This is a genomic window from Mycolicibacterium sphagni (assembly GCF_002250655.1).
In the GTDB taxonomy this organism is placed as follows: Bacteria; Actinomycetota; Actinomycetes; order Mycobacteriales; family Mycobacteriaceae; genus Mycobacterium; species Mycobacterium sphagni.
Genome location: NZ_NOZR01000003.1, coordinates 172,116 through 196,079 on the forward strand (window position 1 = coordinate 172,116; position 23,964 = coordinate 196,079).

Below are 23,964 nucleotides of genomic sequence, written 5' to 3' on the forward strand. Positions count from 1 at the left end.
AGGCAGGTCGATTGCGGTGACGATGGAGAGATCAGTGAGCGATGGGGTGGATGTGACCCAAGACGTGCCGGGACCTAATCCAGTGAACGCTGGATCCGGAGAAGTCGTGGCCGCACCCTTCCCGGAGAAGCCTGCGACCCCGACGAACCCGTCCGGAAACGCCAAAGTTCGTATCGGCGACCGGATTTTCCGCGGGCTCTCGGAGGGTTCCGGCGTTCTCATCATCGCGCTGATCGCCGCGATCGGCCTGTTCCTCGTCTGGCGTGCAGTACCGGCGCTCGGGCGTAACGACGCGAACTTCTTCACCTACGGCGGCAACTGGGTCACCACCGATACCGCCCACATGAAGTTCGGCATTCTGGATCTGCTGCAGGTGACGGTGTTCGTCTCCCTGTTCTCGCTGATCCTCGCGATGCCGGTCGCGTTGGGTATCGCGATCTTCTTGACGCAGTACGCACCTCGCCGGGTGTCCGGCCCGCTGGGCTACATGGTGGATCTGTTGGCCGCTGTGCCGTCGATCATCTACGGCGTGTGGGGCCTGTACGTGCTGGCGCCGGTGCTCAAGCCGCTCGCGATGTGGCTGAACGCCAACCTCAGCTGGATCTTCCTGTTCGACACCGGCAATGCGTCGGTAGCCGGCGGCGGCACGATCTTCACGGCCGGGATCGTGCTCGCGGTGATGATCCTGCCGATCATCACGGCCGTCAGCCGCGAGGTGTTCGTCCAGACGCCGCGTGGCCAGATCGAGGCGGCGCTGGCACTGGGCGCGACCCGATGGGAAGTGGTCAGGACCACGGTGCTCCCGTTCGGGCTGTCCGGCTACATCAGCGGCGCGATGCTCGGCCTCGGCCGAGCGTTGGGTGAGACGATCGCGCTGCTGATCATCCTGCGCGGCACTCAGAAGGCGTTCGGCTGGTCGCTATTCGACGCCGGCTACACCTTCGCCAGCAAGATCGCCTCGGCTGCTTCGGAATTCAACGACCAGTACAAGGCGGGCGCCTACATCGCCGCCGGCTTGGTGCTGTTCATCCTGACGTTCGTGGTCAACTCGGCCGCCCGCGCCGCGGTGGCCGGAAGGGGTGCCCGATGACCTCGACCCTGGACCAGCCGGTCAAGGCGCCCGCGTTCCAAGCGGTCAGCCTCCGGCGCAAGCTGACCAACACGACCGCCACTGTTCTGGTGACGCTGTCGGTCGCGGTCGCCGTGGTACCGCTGATCTGGGTGCTGTATTCGGTCATCACCAAGGGGCTCGACACGGTCCTGGACAGTGGTTGGTGGTCGCACTCACAGGCCGGCATGACGGCCTTCGCGGCCGGCGGCGGCGTCTATCACGCCCTGATCGGCACTGTGCTGCAAGGGCTTTTCTGCGCGTTGATCTCCATCCCGGTCGGCGTGTTCGTCGGCATCTATCTGGTCGAGTACGGCGGCGGCACCAGGCTGGGCAAGCTCACCACGTTCATGGTGGACATCCTCACCGGTGTGCCGTCCATCGTCGCGGCGCTGTTCATCTACGCCCTGTGGGTCGCGACCTTGGGCTTCCAGCGCTCCGGGTTCGCGGTGTCATTGGCCCTGGTGCTGTTGATGATCCCGGTGATCGTGCGCTCCGCTGAGGAGATGCTGCGGATCGTTCCGATGGATCTGCGCGAGGCGAGCTACGCACTCGGCGTGCCGAAGTGGAAAACCATTGCCCGCATTGTGATTCCGACGGCCTTGTCGGGCATCGTCACCGGCATCATGCTGGCGCTGGCTCGAGTCATGGGGGAGACGGCACCGCTGCTGATCCTGGTCGGGTACTCGCAGGCGATCAATTTCGACATGTTCAACGGGTTCATGGGCTCGTTGCCCGGCATGATGTACGACCAGACTTCAGCCGGGGCGGGCGCCAATCCTGTTCCCACTGACCGGCTCTGGGGTGCGGCGCTGACGTTGATCGTCCTGATCGCGGTTCTCAATGTTGGTGCGCGCCTCATTGCCAAATTCTTTGCCCCGAAAAAGGTTTAGGAGCCTTCGATGGCCAAGCGGCTTGATCTCAAAGACGTCAACATTTACTACGGCGGATTCCACGCCGTCGCCGATGTCTCGCTGGCGGTGCCCCCGCGCAACGTGACCGCGTTCATCGGGCCGTCTGGCTGTGGCAAGTCCACGGTGCTGCGCACGCTGAACCGCATGCATGAAGTCATCCCGGGCGCCAGGGTCGAGGGTTCCGTCTTACTCGACGGTGAGGACATCTACGGCTCCGGGGTTGACCCGGTGGGTGTGCGCAAGACCATCGGCATGGTTTTCCAGCGGCCGAACCCGTTCCCCACCATGTCGATTCGTGACAACGTGGTAGCCGGCCTGAAACTGCAGGGCGTGCGCAATCGCAAGGTCCTCGACGAGACCTGCGAGCGCTCGCTCAAGGGTGCCAACCTATGGAACGAGGTCAAGGACCGGCTCGAGAAGCCCGGTGGCGGCCTCTCCGGCGGTCAGCAGCAGCGGCTGTGTATCGCCCGCGCCATCGCCGTGCAGCCCGACGTGCTGTTGATGGATGAGCCGTGCTCGGCGTTGGACCCGATCTCCACTCTGGCCATCGAGGACCTGATCGGCGAACTCAAGCAGGAGTTCACCATCGTCATCGTTACGCACAACATGCAGCAGGCCGCGCGCGTCAGCGACCAGACCGCGTTCTTCAACCTGGAGGCCACCGGCAAGCCGGGACGCTTGGTCGAGATCGACGACACCGAGAAAATCTTCTCCAACCCCAGCCAGAAGGCCACTGAGGACTACATCTCCGGCCGGTTCGGCTAAGGCTCTACACCAGAAAAATCCGGTATCGCGTTGCGATACCGGATTTTTCGTGGTTTCGGGCAGGGCCTCAGGAGGCCGCGATTTCCTCTTCTTCCGGCAGCCGGCCCGTCACCTGGAAGATCACCCGCCGGGAGATCTCGACAGCGTGGTCGGCGAAGCGCTCGTAGAACCGGCCCAGCAGTGTCACGTCCACCGCGGCGGCCACGCCATGCTTCCACTCGCGGTCCATGAGCACGGTGAACAGATGCCGGTGCAGGTCGTCCATCGCGTCGTCTTCCTCGCGGATCCGGCGAGCCTTCTCCGGATCCCGTGACAACAGCACCTCGCGGGCGCTGTTGCCCAATTCGACTGCGACTCGGCCCATTTCGGCGAAGTAACCGTTCACTTCCTCCGGCAGCGCGTGCTGCGGGTGCCGACGACGCGCGATCTTGGCGACGTGCAGCGCCAGCGCTCCCATCCGGTCGACATCGGCGACGATCTGGATCGAGCTGACGATCGCCCGGAGATCGCCGGCCACCGGCGCCTGCAGGGCCAGCAGCACGAAGGCGGCTTCCTCTGCGCGGGCGCTGGCCGCCGAAATCTGTTCGTGGTCGGTGATGACCTGTTCGGCCAGAACCAGGTCGGCTTGAAGCAGCGACTGTGTCGCGCGCTCCATCGCGACACCTGCCAGCCGACACATGTCGGCCAGCTGGTTGGTCAGAGCATCTAGCTGCTCGTGGTACGCGGTCCGCATGGCACTCACCCTACTTTCTGCACGCCAGCCCAGTATGCCCAGACGGGGTGAACGAACGGTGAATGAAGACAAACCGCGGCTGCCACGCCGGGGGTTACTCGCAGGTGACGTCCGCGGCATTGGTGACCGTGAGATCCTCGGGCAGCTGGGTGGGCGTGCTCGCGGAATTATGGCTGACGTGCACGCTGACCGTCGATCCGCTTGGCGGGGGCGCACCGACGGTGCTGAAGTCGGGGCCGAGCACGACCTGCACGGTGTTCTTCAGTCCGTCCATCCGCTCCATCTGTGCGGAGGGGAACGCCGCGGCGACGGTGGCGGCTGCCTGTTCGTTGCCCGCCGAGAACATCACCTTCGTCGAGGTGACGCTGCCCGAGTAGTCGTCGGGGTCCAGAACATGGAATCCGTGTTCGCGCAACGCGGCTGCGGCCGTCGCACCCAGGCCGTCCTGGCCGGTGGAATTGGAGACGCGCACGGTGATGTCACCCGGATCCGTCGTCACCGCGTTGACCAGCTCGGTCTGCGTCGTTTCGGTCGGCTGCTCGACCGGACTTGGCTTGGCGGCCGGAGGCGTCTTCTGTGCCGCGGTCAGAGGGCTCGTCGTCGCGTTGGTGTCGTTCTCGCCGGGCAGCGGGTCGTCGTTGATGATCGCGTCGAACAACTTTCGGATGTCGTCGGTGCGAGGTGGCTCGTTGCCGTCGGAATCGGTGATTCCGGTGGTGGGCACGGTGACGAAGGTGATGTGTCCGGCGTTGACGCCCTGCAATGACTGCCCGAGGTCGACGAGGTCCTTCGTTCGGACGTTGTCGACGTAGGTGTCGTCGATGAACATGTTCACTACGTTGTTCAGCTTGCTGAGGCTGAACAACGTGTCCTTGGAGATGATCGAGCGCAACAGCGAGGACAGGAACAGCTGCTGGCGCTTGATTCGGCCGTAGTCGCCGTTGAACTCAGTGGTGACCTGGCGGGCGCGGACATAGTTGAGCGCGGTGCGGCCGTCGAGCGTCTGGTGTCCGGCGCTGGCGAGCACCGTGCCCAGCTCGTAGTCCTTCAGCGGGGTGGTGCTGCACACGTCGACCCCGCCGACCGCGTCGACCATCTTGGCGAACCCGGAGAAATCGACCGCCATGAAGTGGTTGATCGAGAGGCCTGACATCTTCTGGATGACCTTGACCAGGCACTTGGGGCCGCCATACGCGTACGTCGAGTTCAGTTTCGTCTCGGTGTACCGGTAGTCGTCACTCATCTGGCCGGTGGCTTTGTCCTGCACGGGGCCGTATTTGCCGGTGTCGGAGTCCCAAGCCTGGCAGTAGGCCGGAGTGATTGCGAGATCGCGGGGGAAGGACACCACGGCAACGCGCTTGCGGTTGGCGGGGATGTTGACCAGCATGACGGTGTCCGAGCGGGCCCCATCGGCGTCCTCGGTGGTGCCCGCGCCCATCTCCCCGTTGGCACCGGTCCGGCTGTCGACACCCACGATGAGGAAGTTCTCGTCACCGAACTGGGCGTTGGGGTCGACGATGTCGCGCGAATTCGGGTCCAGCGCGGCGACGTTGCGCAGCAGTTCGTTCTTGGTCGACTGCCAGTGCCAGGCGCCGCCCGTGAGCACCAGCGCCGACACCGCGAACAGCGCCGCGGCGGACCTGCCGGCCACCAGGACGGGCTTGAGGACCCTGGTCTTCTTTTTCTTGGGGCTCGCTGCCGACGCCGGGACGGCCGGGTTGGGGTCGGCGGCCAGTGGCTTGCGGGCCCGGTTGAGCGCCTCGAGATCGGGAAGTTCGTCCGCGTAGGCCGCGGTGATGACCGGGATCGGGATCGTCAGGTCGACGAGGTCGGCGTCCTGGGGCTCGTCTTGGGGCTCGGGTTCAGGTTCGGGCTCGAGTCCGGCGCGGTGACGCGTGGGCTCGACCGGAGAGGGGGAGCCGGAGATCTTGGCGATCAGGTCGGCAACGGTCACGCCCTCGCTGTGATTACCGCTCGGGGCAGTGGTGTCCGGTGAGCGGTGCGGGGCTCCCCGGTGGGCGCGCTCCCACGGCGCGGCTCCGGCCGCCGATCGCGGTGCCCTGGCCTCGCGCTCGCGCTCGCCCTCGTCGGAGGCGCGGTGCTGGCCGGGCGTGGCGTTGCCGCCATCACTCATGTTCCAGTCGCCTCCGACTCTGGTGCGGTCTTGCGCAGCGATGCGCCTGCAAATCCGGGTACGACCGGGCGCCCTTGCGCGGCCGTCTCAACCGTCTTATGTCTTGTAGCAGCACTCGGCGGGGGTCCGCCACTTCAGTGGCCTACACGACAAGGTCACTATCGTACTGAGACAACCCCTGTGGCCGCTAGCTCGCACTGATGTCGAGACCGTCTCGGTTCAACCTCCGGAGCTCATCACATCGGCGCCTGCCGGCACTGTGCAGTCGTCCGGATCGTCGAGCCAGCCCTCGGGCAGGGTGACCGACGACGCCGATCCCTGACGCCCGCGCGGCCCGGTCGCCGCGTCCGGGAACGGCACGTCCCGATCGAGGCGGCCGAGCAGCATGTCTAGCTCAGAAAGCGTCTTGACCAGTGCCAACGCCCGCCTGATGTCGGCTCCGGCGGGAAACCCGTGCAGGTACCAGGCGACGTGCTTGCGGATGTCACGCATGCCCTTGTCTTCGCCGAAGTGGTCGGCCAGCAGCGCACCGTGACGCCGGACGATGTCGGTGACTTCACCCAAGGTCGGCGGGGTCGGCGTGGGCGAGCCGGTGAACGCCGCCGACAGCTCGGCGAACAGCCACGGCCGGCCCAGGCACCCGCGGCCGATGACGACCCCGTCACACCCGGTCGTCGCCATCATCGCCAGGGCATCGTTGGCTTCGAAGATGTCGCCATTGCCCAGCACGGGAATCGTCGTCACCGCCTCTTTGAGGCGTCCGATCTCGTCCCAGTCGGCGGTCCCTGAATAACGCTGGGCGGCGGTTCTGGCGTGCAGGGCCACCGCGGCGGCGCCCTCCTGCTCAGCGATCCGGCCGGCATCCAGATGAGTGCGATGCTCGTCGTCGATCCCGATCCGGAACTTGACCGTCACCGGGACCGAAGTGCCCTCGGTGGCGCGGACGGCAGCGGCCACGATCTGGCCGAAGAGGCGGCGCTTGTACGGTAGGGCTGCCCCGCCGCCGCGGCGGGTGACCTTAGGCACCGGGCAGCCGAAATTCATGTCGATGTGGTCGGCGAGGTCTTCGGTGACGATCATCCGGGCGGCCTCGTAGGTGGTGGCCGGGTCCACGGTGTAAAGCTGCAACGAACGCGGCGATTCCTCCGGGGCGAATGTCGTCATGTGCATGGTGACGGGATGACGCTCGACGAGGGCGCGGGCCGTCACCATCTCGCAGACGTAGAGCCCCGACACGGTTCCAGCCCGTGCCTCTTCCAATTCACGGCACAGCGTGCGGAACGCAACGTTGGTGACACCGGCCATGGGCGCCAAGACAACCGGGCTACGGAGGGCGAATGGCCCGATCCGCAGCCCGGTGGCAGCCGGTGCGGTGTCTACTATGTTGCCGCCCCGGCTAGAGCCTTGGCGTTGCGCTTCTCGGCAAGCTTCGCGTCGCGCTCGAGCTTGCGCATCTTCGCCTCTTCGAACTTGTCGCAGGTCTCTTCGAGTTCCTTGAGCAGCGCGGCCAAATCGTCACGCATCTGGGCGGCTTCGCCGGTGAAGTCCTCGCGCTCGAAAATGCGCCATTTCTTCAGCACCGGCATCACGACGTCATCGAGGTGGATGCGGGGGTCGTACACGCCGCCCATGGCGATGACGACTGCCTTGCGCCGGAAGTCCGGCACGGTGTACCCGGGCATCTTGAAGTTGCGCAACACCCGGTGTAGCGACTTCATCGCCTGGTTGGGCGCCACATCGAAGCCGGCCTCGCTGACGTCGCGGTAGAAGATCATGTGCAGGTTCTCGTCGTTGGAGATCCTGGCCAGCAGCTGCTCGGCGACCGGGTCGCTGCACGCCTTGCCGGTATTACGGTGCGATACCCGGGTGGCCAGCTCCTGGAAGGTGACGTACATCACGGAGTCAAACAGTCTCTCAGCGAACAGATCGCCCTGCTGGTTCTGGCCGGGCGAGAAGCCGCGGGTCATCTGCTCGATCCGCAGCTCCTCGAGCTCGACCGGGTCGCAGTTGCGGGTGACCACCAGGTAATCGCGGATCGAGATACCGTGTCGGTTCTCTTCGGCGGTCCACCGGTTGACCCAGTAGCCCCAGGGGCCGTCCATGGAGAAGTTCATCGCGATCTCGCGGTGATAGGCGGGCAGGTTGTCCTCAGTGAGGAGGTTCTGCACCATCGCGGTGCGAGCGACTTCGGAGAGCTTGGACTGATCGGGATCCCAGTCCTGGCCGCCGAGGGCGTAATAGTTCCTGCCGTCCGACCATGGGATGTAGTCGTGGGGATTCCAGTCCTTCGCCATCGTGAGGTGGCGGTTGATAAGTTTCTCCGCCACCGGTTCCAGCTGATGCAGGAGATCGAGGTCGGTCAGGTCTTTCGACATGAACCCTCCAGTTATCTGTTCCTAGTGGTTGCACGCAATATATCTGTGTACTCCGGTGACATTCAAGTTTCTCGTACGGGCATGTCGCGGCTGGGGCGGCCCGCGATAGACTTCGCAGCGATTGGGATCGACTCCAAGGGGTGTCGGTAGCGGCAGGGGGCTGGTGGTTTTGAGAACGGTTCTTGTTCTCGCAAGCGTGATTTTGGCAATGGGTCTGCTGGGCGGAGGGCTCGCCACGGGCAGCGGCGATCCCGATCTCTCAGGCGAGACATATGCCAAGGCCTCCCAGGACATCAAGAGCTGGGGCGGCAAAGCGGAGATCGGAACCGTCATTGGTGATCAGGTTGCGACCGACGATTGCATTGTGACGCGTAGTAGAAGGCCTGGTTATCTGAACTCCAGCGGGACCAAGGACACAACCGAGTACGTCTTGGACCTGTTCTGCGGCACCACACTCGCTGCACCCGGCAAGCCCGGAAATTCGGCGGCGTCGCCTCAGGGGAAGCAAGAGCAGCACAATTTGAAGGCTATCGAGTGGATCAACCAGGATCCCAAGAATTGCGCCGGTCAGACCTGGTGCAAGCCCCTTTGTGACAAGTATCCGGGTAAGTGCTCGCAAGATGTGCTCGATTATCTTGCGGCGAATTCCTAGATCGCCCCGATGACCTTCCAGGGCTGCGGTCTCGATCTGTAGAAGCTTCGCAAGCCTAGAGCTCTCGCACCCACACTCCGCGGGTTTGCTCGGCAGCAACGCCGTCCCCGCGAATTGCCCAACCACGCAATCACAACGCTGCGGCGAACCGTCCCCGCGCTGGGCAAGCGGCGATTCAACGGGGGCTTGTCGGAGGTCAGCTCGGTGCCGTGACGCTGATCCCTGCACGTTCCGATCTCCTGACGTACGATTTGCGCACCATAGCCGCCAGCATTTCGTACGCAAATGCACAGGCAACGCACATTGTCCGGAGGTCGTCAGACGTGAACAAGCATTTGGCCATTGGGATCGGTGCTCTCGGCGCCGCGGCGGCATCGTTCGCGATGCTGGGTTCCGGCGTCGCGTCGGCGACTAACGAATACACGGGCCAGACGTACGCGGACGCCGTGCAAGCGATCAGCGGCGCCGGTCAGTCGGCGACCATCGCCACCCGCGTCGGTAGCTTCCTGCCAACCGAACAGTGCCTCGTCACCGGTTCGCGGAATGCCGATTTCCTGGACTCCAGCGGCACGAACCCGGGTGGCCGCGTCCTGCTGTACTTGAACTGCAACAACGCCTTCGCGACGGCGGGTGTCCCGGGAAACTCGGTGGCCAGCCCGGAGGGCCGCCAGGCCCGCACCAGCTATGAGGAGAAGATCGCCGAACAGCAGGCGCAGGCCAACGAGAGCGAGTCCTCGGAGCTGCAGCAGACCGGCAACGTCCCGGGCGTGGCCGGTCAGGTCGCCGGCGGGTAACTAGCCGCAAGGGTCAGCAGTAGGTCGACGCAGTAGTCGATGAACGGTTCGCGGGACACGGCCAGTCGGCCGTCCAAGTAGGCGGTGAACAACGCCGTCAGTGCACCGATCAGCCCCGTTGCTGTCATTCTCTGCAGAACCGGATCGTTGATCGCGGTCAGCTTGCTCTGTACCAGCTCGATGAAACTCGGCATCCAGTCGGCCCCGGAGCGGGCGAGCGCGGCTTCGACCTGCGGCGCCAACAACAACACCCGCCCGCGCACCGGATCGTCGACCATGAGCGCAACGAATCTCTCGACCGCCTCGCGCGGCGTGCCGGCAGACATCAGCGTCGTCACGGCGCGGTTGCACACGTCGTCGTACACGGCCCGCACGAACTCGTCGCGGTCACCGAAGCTCTCGTAGAAATACCGTTCGGTCAGGCCGGCCTGGCGGCAGGCCGCGCGAACCGTCAGCGCAGGACCGTCGGCGCCGCCCAAAAGGGTGGTCCCCGCGGCGATCAACTCGTCGCGGCGCAGCGCCTGGCGGTCCGGCAGCGGGACGCCTGACCAGCGGCCCCGTCGTTGACCCGACGTCACATCGCTCCTAAGCTCATGGTGACAACGCGTGTAGTCAGAATGTCTCCCGCGCCAAGGAAGGCCACCAGTTGAGTCAAGATACGTCGGAGGCATGCCCGGTCACCAGCGAGGGCGCCCAAGCGGGTCCTGGTTGCCCGGTGACTGCTGGGGGATATGACGCCCCGCCGGATGTACTCGGCCTGGACTCCCTGACCTGGAAGTACTTCGGCGACTGGCGTGGCCTGCTGCAAGGGCCGTGGGCCGGCTCGATGCAGAACATGCATCCCCAGCTCGGTGCTGCGGTCGAGCAACACTCGATCTTCTTTCACGAGCGCCTGCCGCGCCTGCTGCGGTCGCTATACCCGATCGGCGGAGTGGTGTTCGACGGCGACCGCGCGCCGATCACCGGCGCCGAGGTCCGTGACTATCACATTCCGATCAAAGGTGTTGACTCCCAAGGGCGTCGGTACAGCGCGCTCAACCCCGATGTCTTTTATTGGGCGCACTCAACGTTTTTCATGGGCACTGTGCTCACTGCCGAGTATTTCGGGGACGGCCTCACCGAGGACCAGAAGCGCCAGCTGTTCGACGAGCATGTCACGTGGTATCGCATGTACGGCATGAGCATGCGGCCGGTGCCTGCCACCTGGGAAGAGTTCCAGGTCTACTGGGACCACATGTGCCGTGAGGTGCTGGAGAACAATTGGGCCACGCGCCAGGTCCTCGACCTGTCGACAATGCCGAAACATCCTTCTCTGCAATGGATTCCGGATTTCGTGTGGTCTGCCTACCTCAAGGTGCTCGGTCCGTTCGCGGTATGGGTGACGGTCGGTCTCTACGACCAGCCGGTGCGTGACTTGATGGGCTACACGTGGTCGAAGTGGGATGCGCGGCTGCACTGGTTGTTCGGCCGGTCGGTCAATCTGGCATTCAAGTTGTTACCCCGGCGGCGCCGGATGCATCCACGCGCCCGCGCCGGATGGGATCGGGCGACCGGGCGGATCCCGGTCGATACTCCGTTGATCCACACCCCGGCGCGCAATCTTCCCCCAGTGGGGGAGCGCGACAAGGGAATCCATTATCTGGGCGCGACGTGCCCGGCCCAGAAAAGCCCGCCGTCGGCGTAGCGGGCTATCGCACATCGAGCGAGGGGGTTGGGCCGGTTTGCCCGTCGGCAGCAACCTCTCCTTCGGCGTCTGCGATCCTTGCCAGTGCAATGTTCTCGTGAGCGGGTTGTTGCCTTCGCGCAGGGCGGGGGAGTCCGGGCGCGTGGGTCTTGAGGGGGCTGGCGAACTGAGTCGCCCAGCCCTCAGGATGACGTATGCGTCAAATGCTTTGCGAGGCAGCGAAACCCCAACACATCACCGCATACGAGGCGGCGAACGCGATATTGTCGATGTCCTCGTCGCTGCCCCCGAGTCGCCGGACCTGTTCGGCGATCGCATGGCCAATGACGTCTGTCGATGTGAGCAAGGGGTGACTCATGTCTACTCCTGTGACGCGCGTGAATCGGGACTCCCCGCTCCCCCCGAAGCGTTAGCTGAGCTGTACCCACTCCGGGTATTTCTCACACAACAGCTAACCGCGTTGTCCTCGAAGTTTTATTCGGCGCGCCGCAGAACCGCTGGAATGGTCAGCGCGAGGATCTTCAGATCGAGAGCAAGCGACCAGTTCTCGATGTAGTAGTTGTCCCATTCGGCGCGATCGGCGATCGACGTCTGCCCGCGCAGCCCGTGTACCTGGGCCCAGCCGGTGACACCGGCTCGGACTCGATGCCGCTCGCCGTACCGCTGGATCTGCGCCTCGAACAGCTCCACGAATTCGGGGCGCTCGGGACGCGGGCCGACGAGGCTCATCTCGCCCCTGAGGACGTTGATGAACTGGGGCAGTTCGTCCAGTGAGGTGGCGCGCAGGATTTTGCCGATCTTGGTGCGGCGGTCGACGCCCTCGACGCCGCCCGGTGCCGCGCCGGTCTTCAGCTGGAATGCGGCGTCAGTTGAGTCTGCCGCCCGCATCGAGCGGAACTTGAGGCACCCGAAGACTCGTCCGTCACGGCCGACTCGGGGCTGGCTGAAGAAGATCGGCCCCGGCGAGCTCAGTTTTACGAGCAGTACCAACGTCAGGAACACCGGCGAGATCAGTAAGAGAAGGAAGGCCGCCATCACCCGGTCGAAGACGTGCTTGACCGCGAACTGCCAGCCTCGCGGATTGGTGTGCGGCAGCGCAAGCAGTGGCGTTCCGCCGATGTGTTCGATACGTGCGCGCTCACCGATGGTGTCGAACATGCGCGGCACGACCCAGACGCGCAGCCCGTTCTGGTGCGCAGTCCGGACTACATGGGTGAGCACCTGGTCCTGTGTCCGGGAGAAGGCGATGACGACGTTTTGGGCGCCGGTCAGCCGGATGGCCTGGTCAATGTTCTCCGGTGGCCCCAGGTAGGGGAGATCTGGTCGGGGGTCGCCGGGTTGTCCGAACCACGGTTCGGCGTCGACGATTCCGACCGGCTTGAGACCGTACTCCGGGAACTCCTCGAGGCGGGTGATGATATGTCCGGCCACCCTGCCGTTGCCGACTATCAGGGTTGGCGCCACCAGGCGATGGTTTCGCCGCAGGGTCCGCTGAATGATGACGCGTACCAGCCGGCCGAACGGCATGAGCACCGCGGCCGAGATCCAGATCTTGAGCACCGTGGCGCCCGGCCGACCACTCTGGTGCACCATGAGCATCGCGCTGAGCAAGAACATCGACGCGAGGGCCACCGTGGTCTGGATGGGCCCGATCTCGTCGAGGAATTCCCGGTTCAGGCGCCGCCGGTATACGCCACGCAGGCCAAGCATGATGACCACGACAGGGACGTAGAGGATGGACAGCCAGAGGTCAGGGGGATGGTCGTTGCTGGATATCGCCCACCGGACGCCGACAAGGGTCGCCACCGATGCTGACAGGACATCGATGGAGACGGTGATGATGGTGCTCAATGGGTCGGTGCGAACCCGCTCGCCAAAAGTCTTCCGCCGTGCGGGCAGGGTGCCGTCACCTACCGGGGAAGCCGGTGAATTCTCGATGTGAAGGATCCGTATTGCCATGATCCGCTCACTTAACCCGCCGAATCACAGGGCGGACGCTACCCGATTTTGCTACCCGTCGAGCCATGTCACCCCCCGTGTCGGCCAACATTGGCAAGTGCTACGCGTTTCGCGGATCGTCGAGCAGTCGCTGGCGGGCGACTTCGGCGAGATCGTGGAGGATCTGCACCTGGCCGCTGGACCAGTGCCGCGGGTGAGAATCCCATGTGCACAACGTCCCGGCCACGAAGCCGTTGCTGTCGAGGAGGGGAATCCCGGCGTAGGACAACACCGCGCCGCTGCGTACCACCGGATGGTCCGCCAGCAGAGGGTGGGCCCTGGTGTCATCGACGACCAGTGGTTCCCGGCTGGCCACCGTGAACTTGCAGACCGAGTTCTCCAGCGGCCCGACGCGAGGCATGACGCCGTCGTCGGCGTTGCATCCCGCGAGGACCTGCCGATCGGGGTAGACGATGGTCACCGCTGCCATCGGGGTGCCGAGCGCCTCGGCGGTCAGGACCGCGATGCGATCCAGTGATGGGTTGCGTTGGTCGTCGTAGGTGCCGAGCTTTTCGAGTGACTCGAGGCGCTCGGGGTCGGACACCGCGTCTTCGACGATTGCGTCGACAGCGCTCTGCTCGCCGGACAACAGGTCGACCACCGCTTGCACGGTGTGGTCGTGTTCTGGTCCGACGAGGCGGGCGATCACGTGTCGTCCGGTCGTGCGGTCGACGCCGGGGCGCGCGCTGTGTTCGGCGCTGTCCGCTGGTTGCGGCGCCGCGTCATTCATGCCGTTCACGATAGGGCACCCCCGACGGCGACGGGTCATGTCCGAGAGGTCGGAATGTCATGAAGCTTCGGTCATCTCCTTCTGGTGCCCCCACCAGGGCTCGAACCTGGGACCTGCGGATTAAACCCGCGCTATTGCCGGATCGTTCCACTGATTGCCGTAGCGCCCGGTTAGCCGTGGTTCTGGACCGCTAATGCTTGCCACCTGCTGACAGTACATAACCCCAGTTTCTGACAATTTTCGGTGGTTAAACGATGGGCTGCAGCGTGGCGGCTACGGTTCGACCCGGCGGCTATCACCATCGTGCCGAAGGTGTCCCCGCCAGACACCCGCACCTAGCGACCTCACTGGAATGCCAATCCCGTGGCCCGTGTTCAGCAGGGCTCGGGGGTGTCTTCCCGACCCTTGGTGATCGTCACCTCGCTACCAGGGCCGGGGGACGTCGCCCCCGGGGGCTGAAAGCTGTCCACGCTGATCTGCACGTTGTCCCCGGCAGCGTTCTCCCATATCCACGACGTGATCCCGACAGACCCGTCCTGCGGGTGCGTGACGTCCACAGGGCAGGCGGGCAGCCCGTCGTAGGGGCCAGTCGGCAGCTGGGGCCGCAGATAATCCACCGCCGCAGCCGGATCAAGCGGGATGTGCCAGATCTCGATCCCAGGGACGGTGCCCCTGTCGGCGCCGACAGCCGTGGTGCCTGCCGGGAGCGTCACCCGCATCAGCTGCGACTGGACCGGCCCCGCCGACGGCGGGCCCTCATAGTTCGGCACCGACGTGGCAGCTGCGGCGCTCGACGTCTCCACCGACGGCATCGAGCCGTCTGCACGGCACAATGTCTCAAAGGCCCCGACGCCTACCGCCTGCGCCTCCTTCGCCGGAAGCGAAAACTGCTGCATCACATGGTAAGACGCCTCGATCTGATCCGGCCGACCGTTGTTCGTGAAGGTGCACGCCTCGTGGCCGGCGCGCAGCAGCGTTTCCCGGTCGCTCATCGGGTAGCCGTCCCGCGTCGCCCACTTCTGCAGCAGCGCGAGGTACGCCGCTTCCTCGTCCGCGGTCGCCGGCGTCGGCGGGGAGTTTGGTGTTCCGGCGCTGGGTTCACTGGCCGCGCCGCAGCCGCAACATCCCGCTAGCACACCGACGACGACCGCGCCGACGGCCATACGCCGTGCTGTGAGAACTCGTCTTGTAGCCACCACAATCACCGTCATAGCCCCCTCGACATCTGGTGTTCCCGCGGCGAACTGTACCGATCCGACGCGGCCACTGACCAGGATTCGCAATTACAGGACACCGATCCAAACAGCCTGCTGTGCAGTGCATTTCGTTTGACGTAAGCCCTGAAATGGTAGAATGGTAGTTGTAGGTCGGAAATTGCACACACGGTGCGCGCATCGACCGAAACCCACACCTCGTCGACCAGCTCGGCCAACCCGTCTACCCCGACTCCGCGCGGGCCGGGGATCGTGCGGCCTAGCAGGTGGGAATCCCCGCGCCAGGCGGGGTGACGTAGATCGAGCTGATGTACGCGCCGTTTGCGAGTCGGTACCACAGGTTGCTGGGGGCGTGGTCGGTCTCTGTCTTCAGTTCGCCCGTGGTCTGGCACACGACATTGACCGTGGCACCCTCATCGAGCACGTTCGGGACTAGCCGTGGCGCGTCATTCTTGGGTTCGGCACGCTGTTGAACGCCGTAGCATGTGCCTTGCTGATCGCAAGTGCCGGTGATTGACACGGAGTACCCCATCGAGGGCAATCCGGTGCTCGGCTTGGTTGTCGCTGGGCTCGCGCTCGTCGTTGCTGACGGTCGAGCGGGTGTACTGGCTTCGGTCCAGGTTGCACAACCTTGCGTTTGAAAGGCCTTATCGGTAGGCAGAATCTCCACAACCTGGGGACCCACGCTGTTGTTGTTGTCGATAATGTCGTTCGTATTCAAGCTTCTAAGTCGCGCCCAGTAGCAGGCGGTTCCACCCGGCTCGCGGTATGTTCCGGGCGCAATGTCGATGCCGACCAAATATGTGCCTTCATCCGGAATGGTGGTTTTCGGACCTGGCGGTGGCGGTGGTGTGTAGGTGACCGTTTCCCTGCTGGTAATAACTGACTGCAACGTTGATGTCACTATGGAAGTTCGGGCCGTCTGGGTGGCAGAACCACACCCTGCTAACAGAACTAGGACTGCGCCGGAAACGGCGGACGTCAAATTTACCCCCGGCACGATTGACACTGTAACTAGTGATTCTCCGGAGGGTCACCAGTCGTCGAGATTGGCCGGCTGAGCCCGGTCGAACTCCGTCCCGAACGTGACTGCCGCCAGTCCTCCGGCGTCATGTTCCACCGCGACGAAGTCGGAACACTCGCCCAACCCAGGAGAACCGCATGACCGACGAGAACGATGACGCGATTACAGGATTCGCACTGACGGATCGGCGGTACCCTCCTCACAGGAAATCTCCAGGGGGCGACATGTCGGAACCGGGGTGGTACCCGCCGCCGCTTGAGGGCGCGCACTGGCAGCAGCCTGCCCAGGACTACCCCACAACCGAGCTACCGCCACCGGCGAAGCGGCGAAATTGGCTAGTCCCCGCCGCCTTGGCCGTCGGAGTCGCCGGTGTTGCCTCCGCTGTCACGTTGGCGGTGGTCTTGTGGCCCCGGCAGGCGACCACACCAGCCCCGACGCCGACGGTGGCGGCACCCGCCCCCGTTGAACCGTCACCACCCACCACGTCGACACCGCCGCCCACTGATGCGATCTCCAAAGAGGTGCAAACGTCGATGCAGAAGAAATTCGACTCCGATCCCGACCTGTCCGGGTTGAGAGTCACCAAGGTGACGTTGGTTAACAAGTCGGGCAATGAGTACAAGGGCATCGCGAAAGTGCGCACACCGGACGGGGTGTCGCACGACGTTGAGGTCGACGTGACCTCCGACGACAACAACACCCTGTGGGAAACACCGCCAGGGGCGCTCGCCTTCGCATACGACAAGCCCGCACCGCCGCCGGCGGCCGCGCCACCGCCGCCGCAGTCGAGCCCGGTTGAGAATTTCAAGATCTGCCCATCCGGCGTGAGCGGGGTTGCCACCGGCGACACGAGCTGCGCTTTCGCGGACAACGTCCGTGCGTCTTGGTATTCCAGTGAAAGCCCAACGATTCTGGCCTACAGCCCGGTAACCAACCAGTCATACGTGATGACGTGCACGACGACACCTACGGACGTGTGGCCGGGCGCGAAGCGTTGTGTCGGCACGAATGCCCAAGGCACAACTTTGATCGTGTACATCGAGTAGTAGAGAGACAAAGACGACCCCGATCAGGCGTACGACCGCCGCGATATGGTCGGCAACGTCGGGCCAAAGGATTTGGGGGAAGGGCAGGCATGGCACGCCGCAATTCGCAATATTCGTCATACGCCCAGCGTCAGCGGGAAGCAGCGAGGGCCCACCAGCAAATCCCTGCTCCTCTGGAGCTAATTCCCAGATAAGTCCCACGACTTTCTGGCGGGCGGGGACGAGGACCGGTGCTAAGTCCCGGGCGGGACTTAGCACCAACGTCTTGCGCTGGTCATCTTCGTCGAGGTCTGGCAGCAAATACCGCGACACCGTGTGCTCAATCAACGAGAATTGATGCTCACAACCCGACTCGACATCTTTGTGCTTCTCGCAGTGGATCGTCGTCCGCAACTTCTCACCCTCAACGCGCAGGTCAGACCACACAGCGCCGTCCCACGTGTTCGACCCTCGCCCCGCGGTCCCGTTACGCGATGTGTGGTGGACAGCAAGAACCGCGCAGCCCGCCGCCGACCGGATCCGGTCGGCCTCAGCTATCGCCAGGCCTTGCTCAGTCGCGCTGTTTTCTTCCAGTCCCACGGTGCATCGGGCCCTGGTGTCAAGGACCAGCAGGGACGCACCGATCTCGGCCACCACGTCTACGGCGTCGGCCACGTCCGCCCCGTGACCGAGTTGTAAAGGCGCGGGCAGTATCCGCAACCAGTCACCCAGTTCGGCAGGCTCGACGGCCCACACCTCACACCACGCCAACAGCCGTTTACGGAACCCGTTCGCCCCTTCGGCGGCGACGTAGACCACCTTCCCGCGCTCAGGCACAGCGAAATCCCCGAGCTGCGTTCCGGTGGCGACACAGCAGGCCATCGCGATAGCGATGAACGTCTTGTAGGTGCCGGGACCTCCGGACAGCTGGACCAGAGTGTCGCGGTAGATGAGACCGTCGACGAGCGGTGCTGTGGGCGGCAACTTCCCGAGGTCGTCCACCGTGAGCAACCGGTCCCGCAGGTGTATCCGCGGCGGCATGTCGGCCCGCTCGTCGGGCGGTTCGTCGTTCAGCGGCGGGACGCCGGCGTAGTAGTCAGGCTGCGGCGGGGCCGCGGCGTCCAACTCAGGTGGCTCCCTGCCGTTAACGGGCGCGTACCTCCCCGACGACTGGGGGATCGTGCGGCCGAGCTCTACCGGATTTGTCACGATGTTCTCCGCTGCAGCCACGGCTTAGCCGCGTAGAACCCGGCGCGCTGCTGAACTTCAGCGGCGACCTGCTGCCAGTCAGCCGCCCCGGCAACGGCTTTCGACACCTCCCCCAACTCCTCCTGGAAATACTCCAGGCGTAGCGCCCAATGCTGTGCGGCGTCCAACGCCGCCGCCCACTTCGCCGGATCGGTCCCGTCAAGGGCGCACCAGGCCGGGGTTCCGACCATCGGGAATGACCCCGCCCCAGCCAGCCAGGGCGTCACGAACTCGTGCACCGTCCACCAGGCCACAGCCCGCGACCCGGTCAGGAGCCCGGTCTTGTCGCTGCGCGTTCTTGTCGGGCGACCGTGCGACAATTCCGACGACCGTGCAGAGTCGGATCGCCGCTCGCCGCCCTGGCGGGCGGCGATTCTCATGAGCGGGGGCGCAGCAGTTCGACGAGTCTGATGCGCTGTTCGTCGGTGAGCGGCGGCGCAGCCGCCAACACCCTCCGAACGTAGGCGTGGATCCTGGCTTCAGGGCTGGGGGCTTTCGTTGTCATCGGCTTGGCTTCCGGTTGGTTGGTCAAAGCGGGTTGGTGCGCCGGATGTCCCCGCGGCGCAACGGGACTGAAAGTCGCTTAGTCGGCGCTGGCGAATTGTTCGTTCTCCCAGCGGATTACATCGCTGAGGCGGTAGCGCGCGTGGCGGCCGAAAAGCGCGTAACGCGGCCCTTCGCCACGGGTCGCCCACTGGGCGAGAGTGCCCACCGGGATCTTGATCCGTTCGGACACGTCACGCCGCGTCAGCCAAACGTCGTCCATTGTCGATTCTTCGGGCTGTGTGTCAGTTACGCAATTTGGGAAGATTTGGCGTTGCATGGATGTAATTCCAGCACTTGCTGCGGCTTGACGCAAGCCGTGGTACTTTTGCGGCGTGTCTACACAAGATGGTGAGTCGGCACCGAGGGACTGGGCCGAACGGCACGCCGCGCAGGTGGCCGCCGAGGTTCGCCGGCTGCGTCAGGTGCGGGGCTGGTCAGCGCAGAAAGTCGCCGACCGCTGCGCCCAACTCGGCCTACCCAGCGTCACCCGGCCGGTGATCGCCGACCTGGAAAGCGGCCGCCGCAAGTGGGTGTCCACCGCCGAATTGATAGTGCTCGCCCGCGCGCTGGACACCGCCCCGCTTGCGCTCCTTTACCCCGACCCGGCAGCCAGCGAAGCGCGAATGCTGCCGCACCTGAGGACCACGGCCACCTATGCGCTGCAATGGTTTTCGGGGCTAGTGGACGATCCAACCACGAACCCTGTAGCCGACGATGCGGTGGCCTATGCGCAGAATCTGCGCCGCCTGCAGATCGCCCGGGAGATCTGGGAACTCAAGCGACGCGAGTTGGCGCTCGAATTCGGCGGGCCAGGCGAAACCATCAAGGATCGCCGCACTTGGGCGGATGCGGTCGCTGACTACAAGCTGCGGATCGCCGCGCTCGACCGCGACTACCGCAAGCTGGTCGATATCGATGAGGGCGATGACGGGTAGGGGCCGTCCGCCGCTGCGGATCGGCCAGCACGGCAAGATCTCCCGCACCTATCTCGGTAGCGGGATATGGATGGCGCGCTGCCGGTACCGCGACGCCGACGGGGTGACCCGAATCGTGGAGCGCCGCGGGCACCCCGACGAGTTTGACAAGCACGGCAAGCTCGCCGAAGACGCCCTCATCGAAGCCCTCGCCAAACGACAAACACCCGGTGCGCCAGGTCAGATCAGCCTCGACACGAAGGTTTCAGTGCTCGTCGAGGCGCATCTTGAGATGCTGGCTGAGGCTGGCAAGTCACCGTCCACCATGACGACCTACCGCTCCGCAGCCCGCAAGCTGGCCAAGTTCAGCGACGCGCTGCGAGTCGGGGACGCCACCCCGGGGCGGCTGGCCGCGGTGATCCGCTCGATGCGGGCGGCCCACGGGGCCAACATGGCGCGCCACGGCCGCACCCTCCTGCGGGGAGCCCTGCAGATCGCGGTCCTCGACGACGTGTTGGGTCGTAATCCGGTGGCCGAGGTCGGCCGCATCCACTCCGATCGCAAGCCTCAGGGTGCGCCTGCTCTCGACGCTGAGCAGCTCCGCGACCTGCTGGCCGCCTTGCGTGAGTCCCAGGCGTGCTGGGACGCCGACCTGGTCGACCCGATTACCATGCTGGCCGCTACTGGGCTGCGACGCTCGGAGCTGCTTGCGCTCCGCTGGGAGGACTACGACGAGGCCGCCAGAACGATCGCCGTCAGCGGCAAGATCGCCCGACTTCCCGGTGAGGGGCTGAAGCGGTTGGACAGCGGCAAGACGGAGTCGTCGCAACGTGTCGTCGCGCTGCCGGGGTTCGCCGTGTCGATGCTTGCCGAGCGGCGCGGCCGGGCGTTCTGGGGCGAGCAGACGATGCTGTTCCCGTCATCGGCGGGCGGCTGGCGCGACCTCGACAACTTCGACAAGCAGTGGCGACGCGTCCGAGACGATCTGGGCGTGCCGGAGGTCACGAGTCACAGCTTCCGCAAGTCGGTGGCGACGCTGATCGACGACGCCGGCCTGTCGGCGCGTATCGGCGCTGACCAGCTCGGCCATGCCAAGGTGTCGATGACCCAGGACCGCTACATGCAGCGAGGCAAAGTGCACACCGAGGTGGCCGACGTACTGGACCGCGCCATTAGCGATGAATAAACGATGAGCAGCCGTTTCATTTGGTGCCCCCACCAGGGCTCGAACCTGGGACCTGCGGATTAAAAGTCCGTGAGTTCGACCCCTGCCACAGGGTCGTGTAATGTGTCAAACGCGCAGTTCAGGGGGCAGTACGGCCCCCGTACGACGTTATGGCAACACCACGTAGTTGACACCTATTGTTGACACCCGACCGGCCTAAGGGGGCTAAGCCATGCCAGAAACCGACGCAAAGTCTAAGAGACGCCCAAAGGGTGACGGGGCACTTTTCTACGACGAGAAACGCGGCCTGCACATCGGAATTGTGTCCGTCTATGGCCCGGACGGCAAGCGCCACCAGAAGCGCGTATCGAGCAAGCTGGAGTCCAAGGCGCTAGAGAAGCTGAACAAGCTTCGGGCCGACGTTGTGAACGGAACAGTGACGGTCACACCGACTGAGATTCGGACGGTGGGCGGCTGGCTGGACTACTGGCTGATCCACATTGTGAAGCCCAGCGTGAAGCCTAGGACGTACGACAGCTATGCGGCCACGGTGCGGCTTTACCTGAAGCCCGAAATCGGGAAAATCCGATTGGACAAGCTGCAACCCGCGCGTGTGCGCGAGCTGTACACGAAGCTGCGCTTGCGCGGCACCGCTGATACCAAGCCGTCGACCCGGAACGCGCAGAAAGCGCACCAGGTGCTTAACGCGGCACTTACGCGGGCTGTCAAGGATGGGCACTTGAGTCGGAACGTGTGCAAGGCCGTCGACAACCCGAAGCACAAAAAGGCACCGCGTGGCGCTTTCGAGCTGAAGACGGCAGTGCATGTCCTCAAGACGGCGGCGGCTCTCGATGACAAGAACATCCCCGGCAAGCCCAAGCTGGCGTCGCGGTGGGTGGCGGCGTTTATGACGGGTGCCCGGCAGGCCGAACTATTGGGTATGGAACTTGACCGCATTGATTTGGATCAGGGCGTTATGGAAATCTCTTGGCAGCTTCAGCGTATGCACTACACGCACGGCTGCGGGACTAAGGCTAACGGTGAACCTAGGTGCGGGAGGCAACGCGTTGGCTATTGCCCGGATCGTAAATGGGGCTTTGATCCGGTGTTCGACTACCGGGACTGCCATCGGTCCTTAGTGTGGACGCGCCCTAAGTCCTTAGCTGGGGAGCGATGGGTGCCAATGGCTCCGCTGTTGCATGAATCGTTGAAGGTGCATTTGAGGATGGACACCGACCCGAATCCGCACGGCTTAGTGTGGCATCACCGGGATGGCAGGCCGATAAGCCAAGAGGACGATAACGAGCAGTGGAACATACTTATTGCAGCTGCCGGGATTGAGAAGAAATCCCGCGAGGTCGTGTTGCATGAGGCTCGTAACACGGCGGCGACGATGTTGCTTGAGTCGGGAGTGGACGTGAAGGTGATCCAGAGCATTTTAGGCCACGCGTCCATCTTGCAGACGCGGGATTACCAGAGGGTTAATTTGGAGCTGAGTAAGGTTGCGGTGTCGACTGCGTTCGACGCTCTACTGCCCGACGTTTGATGGGCTTCTCTAAGCGGACACGCCGCCACAGGTGGGCCTTCAGGTAACGCTGTTTGCGTATCCACGACAGTGTTGACGCGACCATGAGCAGGATCGCTGACAGGGTGGCGAATCGCCATTCCCAGCAGTTCACGATTGAGATGTCCGTCAGGTAGCGGATACCGGCGGCGACGACGGCGAACGTGAACGCGGCTATGTAGGTGTTGATGATGTGCGGTGCACGCTGGTCGGTGACGCGAATACACAAGAGCAGCCAGCAGATGTTGGCGAGCGTTCCGACGTAGGTAATCAGGATCACGGGATAGCACAATTGCTCATAGCCGGTGATGTACGAGCCTATGAGGATCGGCAGGAAGACGGTGTAGGGCAGGGTGATTCGTAACGTGACGAACCGTCGCCGTTGGCGTGGTGTCCATTGCATTCGACCGGCGAGGTCGTGCAGGAATGTTGCGTAGGCGATGCATAGCAGGATGTGTCCCGCGATGACTTGAGGGTGTAGGTGCGCCTCTGTCATTTCGTCGGGGAGGGTCGGATTGAATGCGACCAGGTGTGGCGAGCCCAGGATGAGCGCCGCGCACATAAGTGCCCCTGTGAGCGTTGTGGCGGCTTCCCAGCGGACGTGCCAGGTGTGTCTGCGCCAGAACTGCGAAAGGGCGGCTGCGGCCAGCAGCGCGGCCATGAGTGCGCCGTCTAGCGCGGGGATGGTTTCAGCGACATGTTCCAGCTGATCAGATACGTGCATGAGCATGTGGGAGGACTGCCCTTTTTACGGCGGGTAGGGAAGCACCAACGCACTGCTTGCGGGTGACCCAGGCCCGAACTTTTAGTTAACGCGGCAAATAACTCGCGTTACGGCAGACAGTACGGCTCGCGTACTTCCCCGTCAACCCCCTATAGGTAGTGAATGTATCTGCGCCGCAAAGTCTTTCGACCTGCAACTATTCAGAGCGTGGGTATATCGGTGCGTGCGCGCGGCCTGTTACGCCTCCGTGGCGCGGCCTGTTTTCGCGCCTTCCTAAGCGTCGTCGTCGCTTGAGGGTCCGCGCCCGTCTCCGGCTCCCCAGACGCCAGCTCCCCCGCACGCTCAAGGTACGTAATGAGGTCGGCGTTGCTGAGATGCCCGAAGCGCACCAGCAGGTCAACCTTGTCCAGGTCAAAGTGGTCCGCGATCAGCATTAGGTTGGCAACGCTGTTGAGCACGCCCTTGTCGCGCTGTTCGTAGTAGGTGGAGCGCGAAATACCTAGCGCGCTCAGCGCCTCAGGCATACGCACCTGCCGCTTGAGTAGGTAGGAAACCACCACAATCAGGTCATTGTCTCGATCATTATTGGCCGACATGCCGATCAGTCTGTCCTATTTTCCGGACACTTACAACCCGTCCGGAACTGCGGAAAC

At 64.2% G+C, this 23,964-nt stretch carries 24 protein-coding genes and 1 pseudogene; 10 read left to right on the forward strand and 15 right to left on the reverse strand.

Annotated elements, in window-relative coordinates; genetic code table 11:
• Nucleotides 1-22: 22 nt before the first annotated feature.
• Genes pstC through pstB form a run of 3 tightly spaced genes read left to right on the forward strand, consistent with a single transcriptional unit; the run spans nucleotide 23 to nucleotide 2,787 of the window.
• Complete coding sequence (gene pstC, locus CG716_RS04795; RefSeq protein WP_094477362.1) at nucleotides 23-1,090, forward strand: phosphate ABC transporter permease subunit PstC; 1,068 nt, start codon at nucleotides 23-25, stop codon at nucleotides 1,088-1,090.
• Nucleotides 1,087-2,001, forward strand: a complete 915-nt coding sequence (gene pstA / locus CG716_RS04800) for a phosphate ABC transporter permease PstA (protein WP_094476985.1) — start codon at nucleotides 1,087-1,089, stop codon at nucleotides 1,999-2,001. Before pstC ends, pstA begins: the two co-directional genes overlap by 4 nt.
• Before the next feature lie 9 nt (nucleotides 2,002-2,010).
• Nucleotides 2,011-2,787, forward strand: a complete 777-nt coding sequence (gene pstB, locus CG716_RS04805) for a phosphate ABC transporter ATP-binding protein PstB (RefSeq protein ID WP_094476987.1) — start codon at nucleotides 2,011-2,013, stop codon at nucleotides 2,785-2,787.
• 67 nt (nucleotides 2,788-2,854) lie between these two features.
• Here pstB and phoU read toward each other — a convergent pair whose 3' ends face one another.
• From phoU to CG716_RS04825, 4 genes are all read right to left on the reverse strand, one after another.
• Nucleotides 2,855-3,520, reverse strand: a complete 666-nt coding sequence (gene phoU / locus CG716_RS04810; protein WP_094476989.1) for a phosphate signaling complex protein PhoU — start codon at nucleotides 3,518-3,520, stop codon at nucleotides 2,855-2,857.
• A 94-nt stretch (nucleotides 3,521-3,614) separates the two neighbouring features.
• Nucleotides 3,615-5,654, reverse strand: coding sequence for an LCP family protein (locus CG716_RS04815; protein WP_094476991.1), 2,040 nt, complete (start codon nucleotides 5,652-5,654; stop codon nucleotides 3,615-3,617).
• Nucleotides 5,655-5,873: 219 nt separating this feature from the next.
• Nucleotides 5,874-7,007, reverse strand: a complete 1,134-nt coding sequence (dusB, locus tag CG716_RS04820) for a tRNA dihydrouridine synthase DusB (protein WP_094476993.1) — start codon at nucleotides 7,005-7,007, stop codon at nucleotides 5,874-5,876.
• Nucleotides 7,008-7,033: 26 nt separating this feature from the next.
• Nucleotides 7,034-8,029: an acyl-ACP desaturase gene (locus CG716_RS04825; protein WP_094476995.1), complete on the reverse strand. Its 996-nt coding sequence runs from the start codon at nucleotides 8,027-8,029 to the stop codon at nucleotides 7,034-7,036.
• A gap of 208 nt (nucleotides 8,030-8,237) precedes the next feature.
• Here CG716_RS04825 and CG716_RS04830 point away from each other — a divergent pair, with 208 nt between their 5' ends.
• The gene (locus CG716_RS04830; RefSeq protein ID WP_133066867.1) at nucleotides 8,238-8,681 is read left to right on the forward strand and encodes a hypothetical protein; all 444 of its coding nucleotides are present in this window, start codon (nucleotides 8,238-8,240) and stop codon (nucleotides 8,679-8,681) included.
• 323 nt (nucleotides 8,682-9,004) lie between these two features.
• Complete coding sequence (locus CG716_RS04835; protein WP_094476999.1) at nucleotides 9,005-9,475, forward strand: hypothetical protein; 471 nt, start codon at nucleotides 9,005-9,007, stop codon at nucleotides 9,473-9,475.
• Here the strand turns inward: CG716_RS04835 and CG716_RS04840 are convergent.
• A complete protein-coding gene (locus CG716_RS04840; RefSeq protein ID WP_094477001.1) occupies nucleotides 9,457-10,053 on the reverse strand; it encodes a TetR/AcrR family transcriptional regulator in 597 nt (198 codons plus the stop codon). The two genes, CG716_RS04835 and CG716_RS04840, sit on opposite strands and share 19 nt — an antisense overlap.
• Nucleotides 10,054-10,121: 68 nt before the next feature.
• Here CG716_RS04840 and CG716_RS04845 point away from each other — a divergent pair, with 68 nt between their 5' ends.
• On the forward strand, nucleotides 10,122-11,159 hold the full coding sequence (locus CG716_RS04845; protein ID WP_094477003.1) for an oxygenase MpaB family protein: 1,038 nt from the start codon (nucleotides 10,122-10,124) through the stop codon (nucleotides 11,157-11,159).
• A 199-nt stretch (nucleotides 11,160-11,358) separates the two neighbouring features.
• On the opposite strand, the gene CG716_RS30075 is transcribed toward CG716_RS04845, so the two are convergent.
• The 4 genes from CG716_RS30075 to CG716_RS04860 form a co-directional block, all read right to left on the reverse strand.
• Nucleotides 11,359-11,517 (reverse strand): hypothetical protein, encoded by a 159-nt coding sequence (locus CG716_RS30075; protein ID WP_165774025.1) that lies wholly within the window; start codon nucleotides 11,515-11,517, stop codon nucleotides 11,359-11,361.
• Between the two features lie 116 nt (nucleotides 11,518-11,633).
• Nucleotides 11,634-13,118, reverse strand: coding sequence for a sugar transferase (locus CG716_RS04850; protein ID WP_094477005.1), 1,485 nt, complete (start codon nucleotides 13,116-13,118; stop codon nucleotides 11,634-11,636).
• Between the two features lie 100 nt (nucleotides 13,119-13,218).
• Nucleotides 13,219-13,887 (reverse strand): GAF domain-containing protein, encoded by a 669-nt coding sequence (locus CG716_RS04855; RefSeq protein ID WP_165774026.1) that lies wholly within the window; start codon nucleotides 13,885-13,887, stop codon nucleotides 13,219-13,221.
• A 374-nt stretch (nucleotides 13,888-14,261) separates the two neighbouring features.
• Complete coding sequence (locus CG716_RS04860) at nucleotides 14,262-15,083, reverse strand: DUF732 domain-containing protein (RefSeq protein ID WP_133066868.1); 822 nt, start codon at nucleotides 15,081-15,083, stop codon at nucleotides 14,262-14,264.
• A 1,266-nt stretch (nucleotides 15,084-16,349) separates the two neighbouring features.
• On the opposite strand from CG716_RS04860, the gene CG716_RS29835 reads away from it, so the two are divergent.
• A complete protein-coding gene (locus CG716_RS29835) occupies nucleotides 16,350-17,171 on the forward strand; it encodes a hypothetical protein (RefSeq protein WP_133066869.1) in 822 nt (273 codons plus the stop codon).
• On the opposite strand, the gene CG716_RS04875 is transcribed toward CG716_RS29835, so the two are convergent.
• The 4 genes and pseudogenes from CG716_RS04875 to CG716_RS04885 all read right to left on the reverse strand — a co-directional run bounded on the left by CG716_RS04875 (nucleotide 17,064) and on the right by CG716_RS04885 (nucleotide 19,164).
• The gene (locus CG716_RS04875; protein WP_133066870.1) at nucleotides 17,064-18,359 is read right to left on the reverse strand and encodes an AAA family ATPase; all 1,296 of its coding nucleotides are present in this window, start codon (nucleotides 18,357-18,359) and stop codon (nucleotides 17,064-17,066) included. The two genes, CG716_RS29835 and CG716_RS04875, sit on opposite strands and share 108 nt — an antisense overlap.
• On the reverse strand, nucleotides 18,356-18,718 hold the full coding sequence (locus CG716_RS04880; protein WP_234817714.1) for a DUF2742 domain-containing protein: 363 nt from the start codon (nucleotides 18,716-18,718) through the stop codon (nucleotides 18,356-18,358). The genes CG716_RS04875 and CG716_RS04880 overlap by 4 nt, the downstream gene beginning before the upstream one ends.
• Before the next feature lie 56 nt (nucleotides 18,719-18,774).
• Nucleotides 18,775-18,855, reverse strand: a pseudogene (locus tag CG716_RS30680) (hypothetical protein); the annotation flags it as partial.
• Between the two features lie 126 nt (nucleotides 18,856-18,981).
• Nucleotides 18,982-19,164, reverse strand: coding sequence for a helix-turn-helix transcriptional regulator (locus CG716_RS04885; protein WP_094477015.1), 183 nt, complete (start codon nucleotides 19,162-19,164; stop codon nucleotides 18,982-18,984).
• A gap of 112 nt (nucleotides 19,165-19,276) precedes the next feature.
• On the opposite strand from CG716_RS04885, the gene CG716_RS04890 reads away from it, so the two are divergent.
• The 3 genes from CG716_RS04890 to CG716_RS04905 all read left to right on the forward strand — a co-directional run bounded on the left by CG716_RS04890 (nucleotide 19,277) and on the right by CG716_RS04905 (nucleotide 22,569).
• Nucleotides 19,277-19,879 carry a helix-turn-helix domain-containing protein gene (locus tag CG716_RS04890; RefSeq protein WP_094477017.1) on the forward strand — a complete coding sequence of 201 codons (603 nt, stop codon included), beginning with the start codon at nucleotides 19,277-19,279 and terminating at the stop codon, nucleotides 19,877-19,879.
• Nucleotides 19,869-21,044 (forward strand): site-specific integrase, encoded by a 1,176-nt coding sequence (locus tag CG716_RS04895; protein ID WP_094477019.1) that lies wholly within the window; start codon nucleotides 19,869-19,871, stop codon nucleotides 21,042-21,044. Before CG716_RS04890 ends, CG716_RS04895 begins: the two co-directional genes overlap by 11 nt.
• Nucleotides 21,045-21,255: 211 nt before the next feature.
• Nucleotides 21,256-22,569, forward strand: coding sequence for a tyrosine-type recombinase/integrase (locus CG716_RS04905; protein ID WP_094477021.1), 1,314 nt, complete (start codon nucleotides 21,256-21,258; stop codon nucleotides 22,567-22,569).
• On the opposite strand, the gene CG716_RS04910 is transcribed toward CG716_RS04905, so the two are convergent.
• Together CG716_RS04910 and CG716_RS04915 are read right to left on the reverse strand one after the other, a co-directional pair.
• Nucleotides 22,505-23,248: a hypothetical protein gene (locus tag CG716_RS04910; protein WP_133066871.1), complete on the reverse strand. Its 744-nt coding sequence runs from the start codon at nucleotides 23,246-23,248 to the stop codon at nucleotides 22,505-22,507. The two genes, CG716_RS04905 and CG716_RS04910, sit on opposite strands and share 65 nt — an antisense overlap.
• Before the next feature lie 263 nt (nucleotides 23,249-23,511).
• Nucleotides 23,512-23,907, reverse strand: coding sequence for a hypothetical protein (locus CG716_RS04915; protein WP_207760573.1), 396 nt, complete (start codon nucleotides 23,905-23,907; stop codon nucleotides 23,512-23,514).
• Between the last annotated feature and the right edge of the window lie 57 nt (nucleotides 23,908-23,964).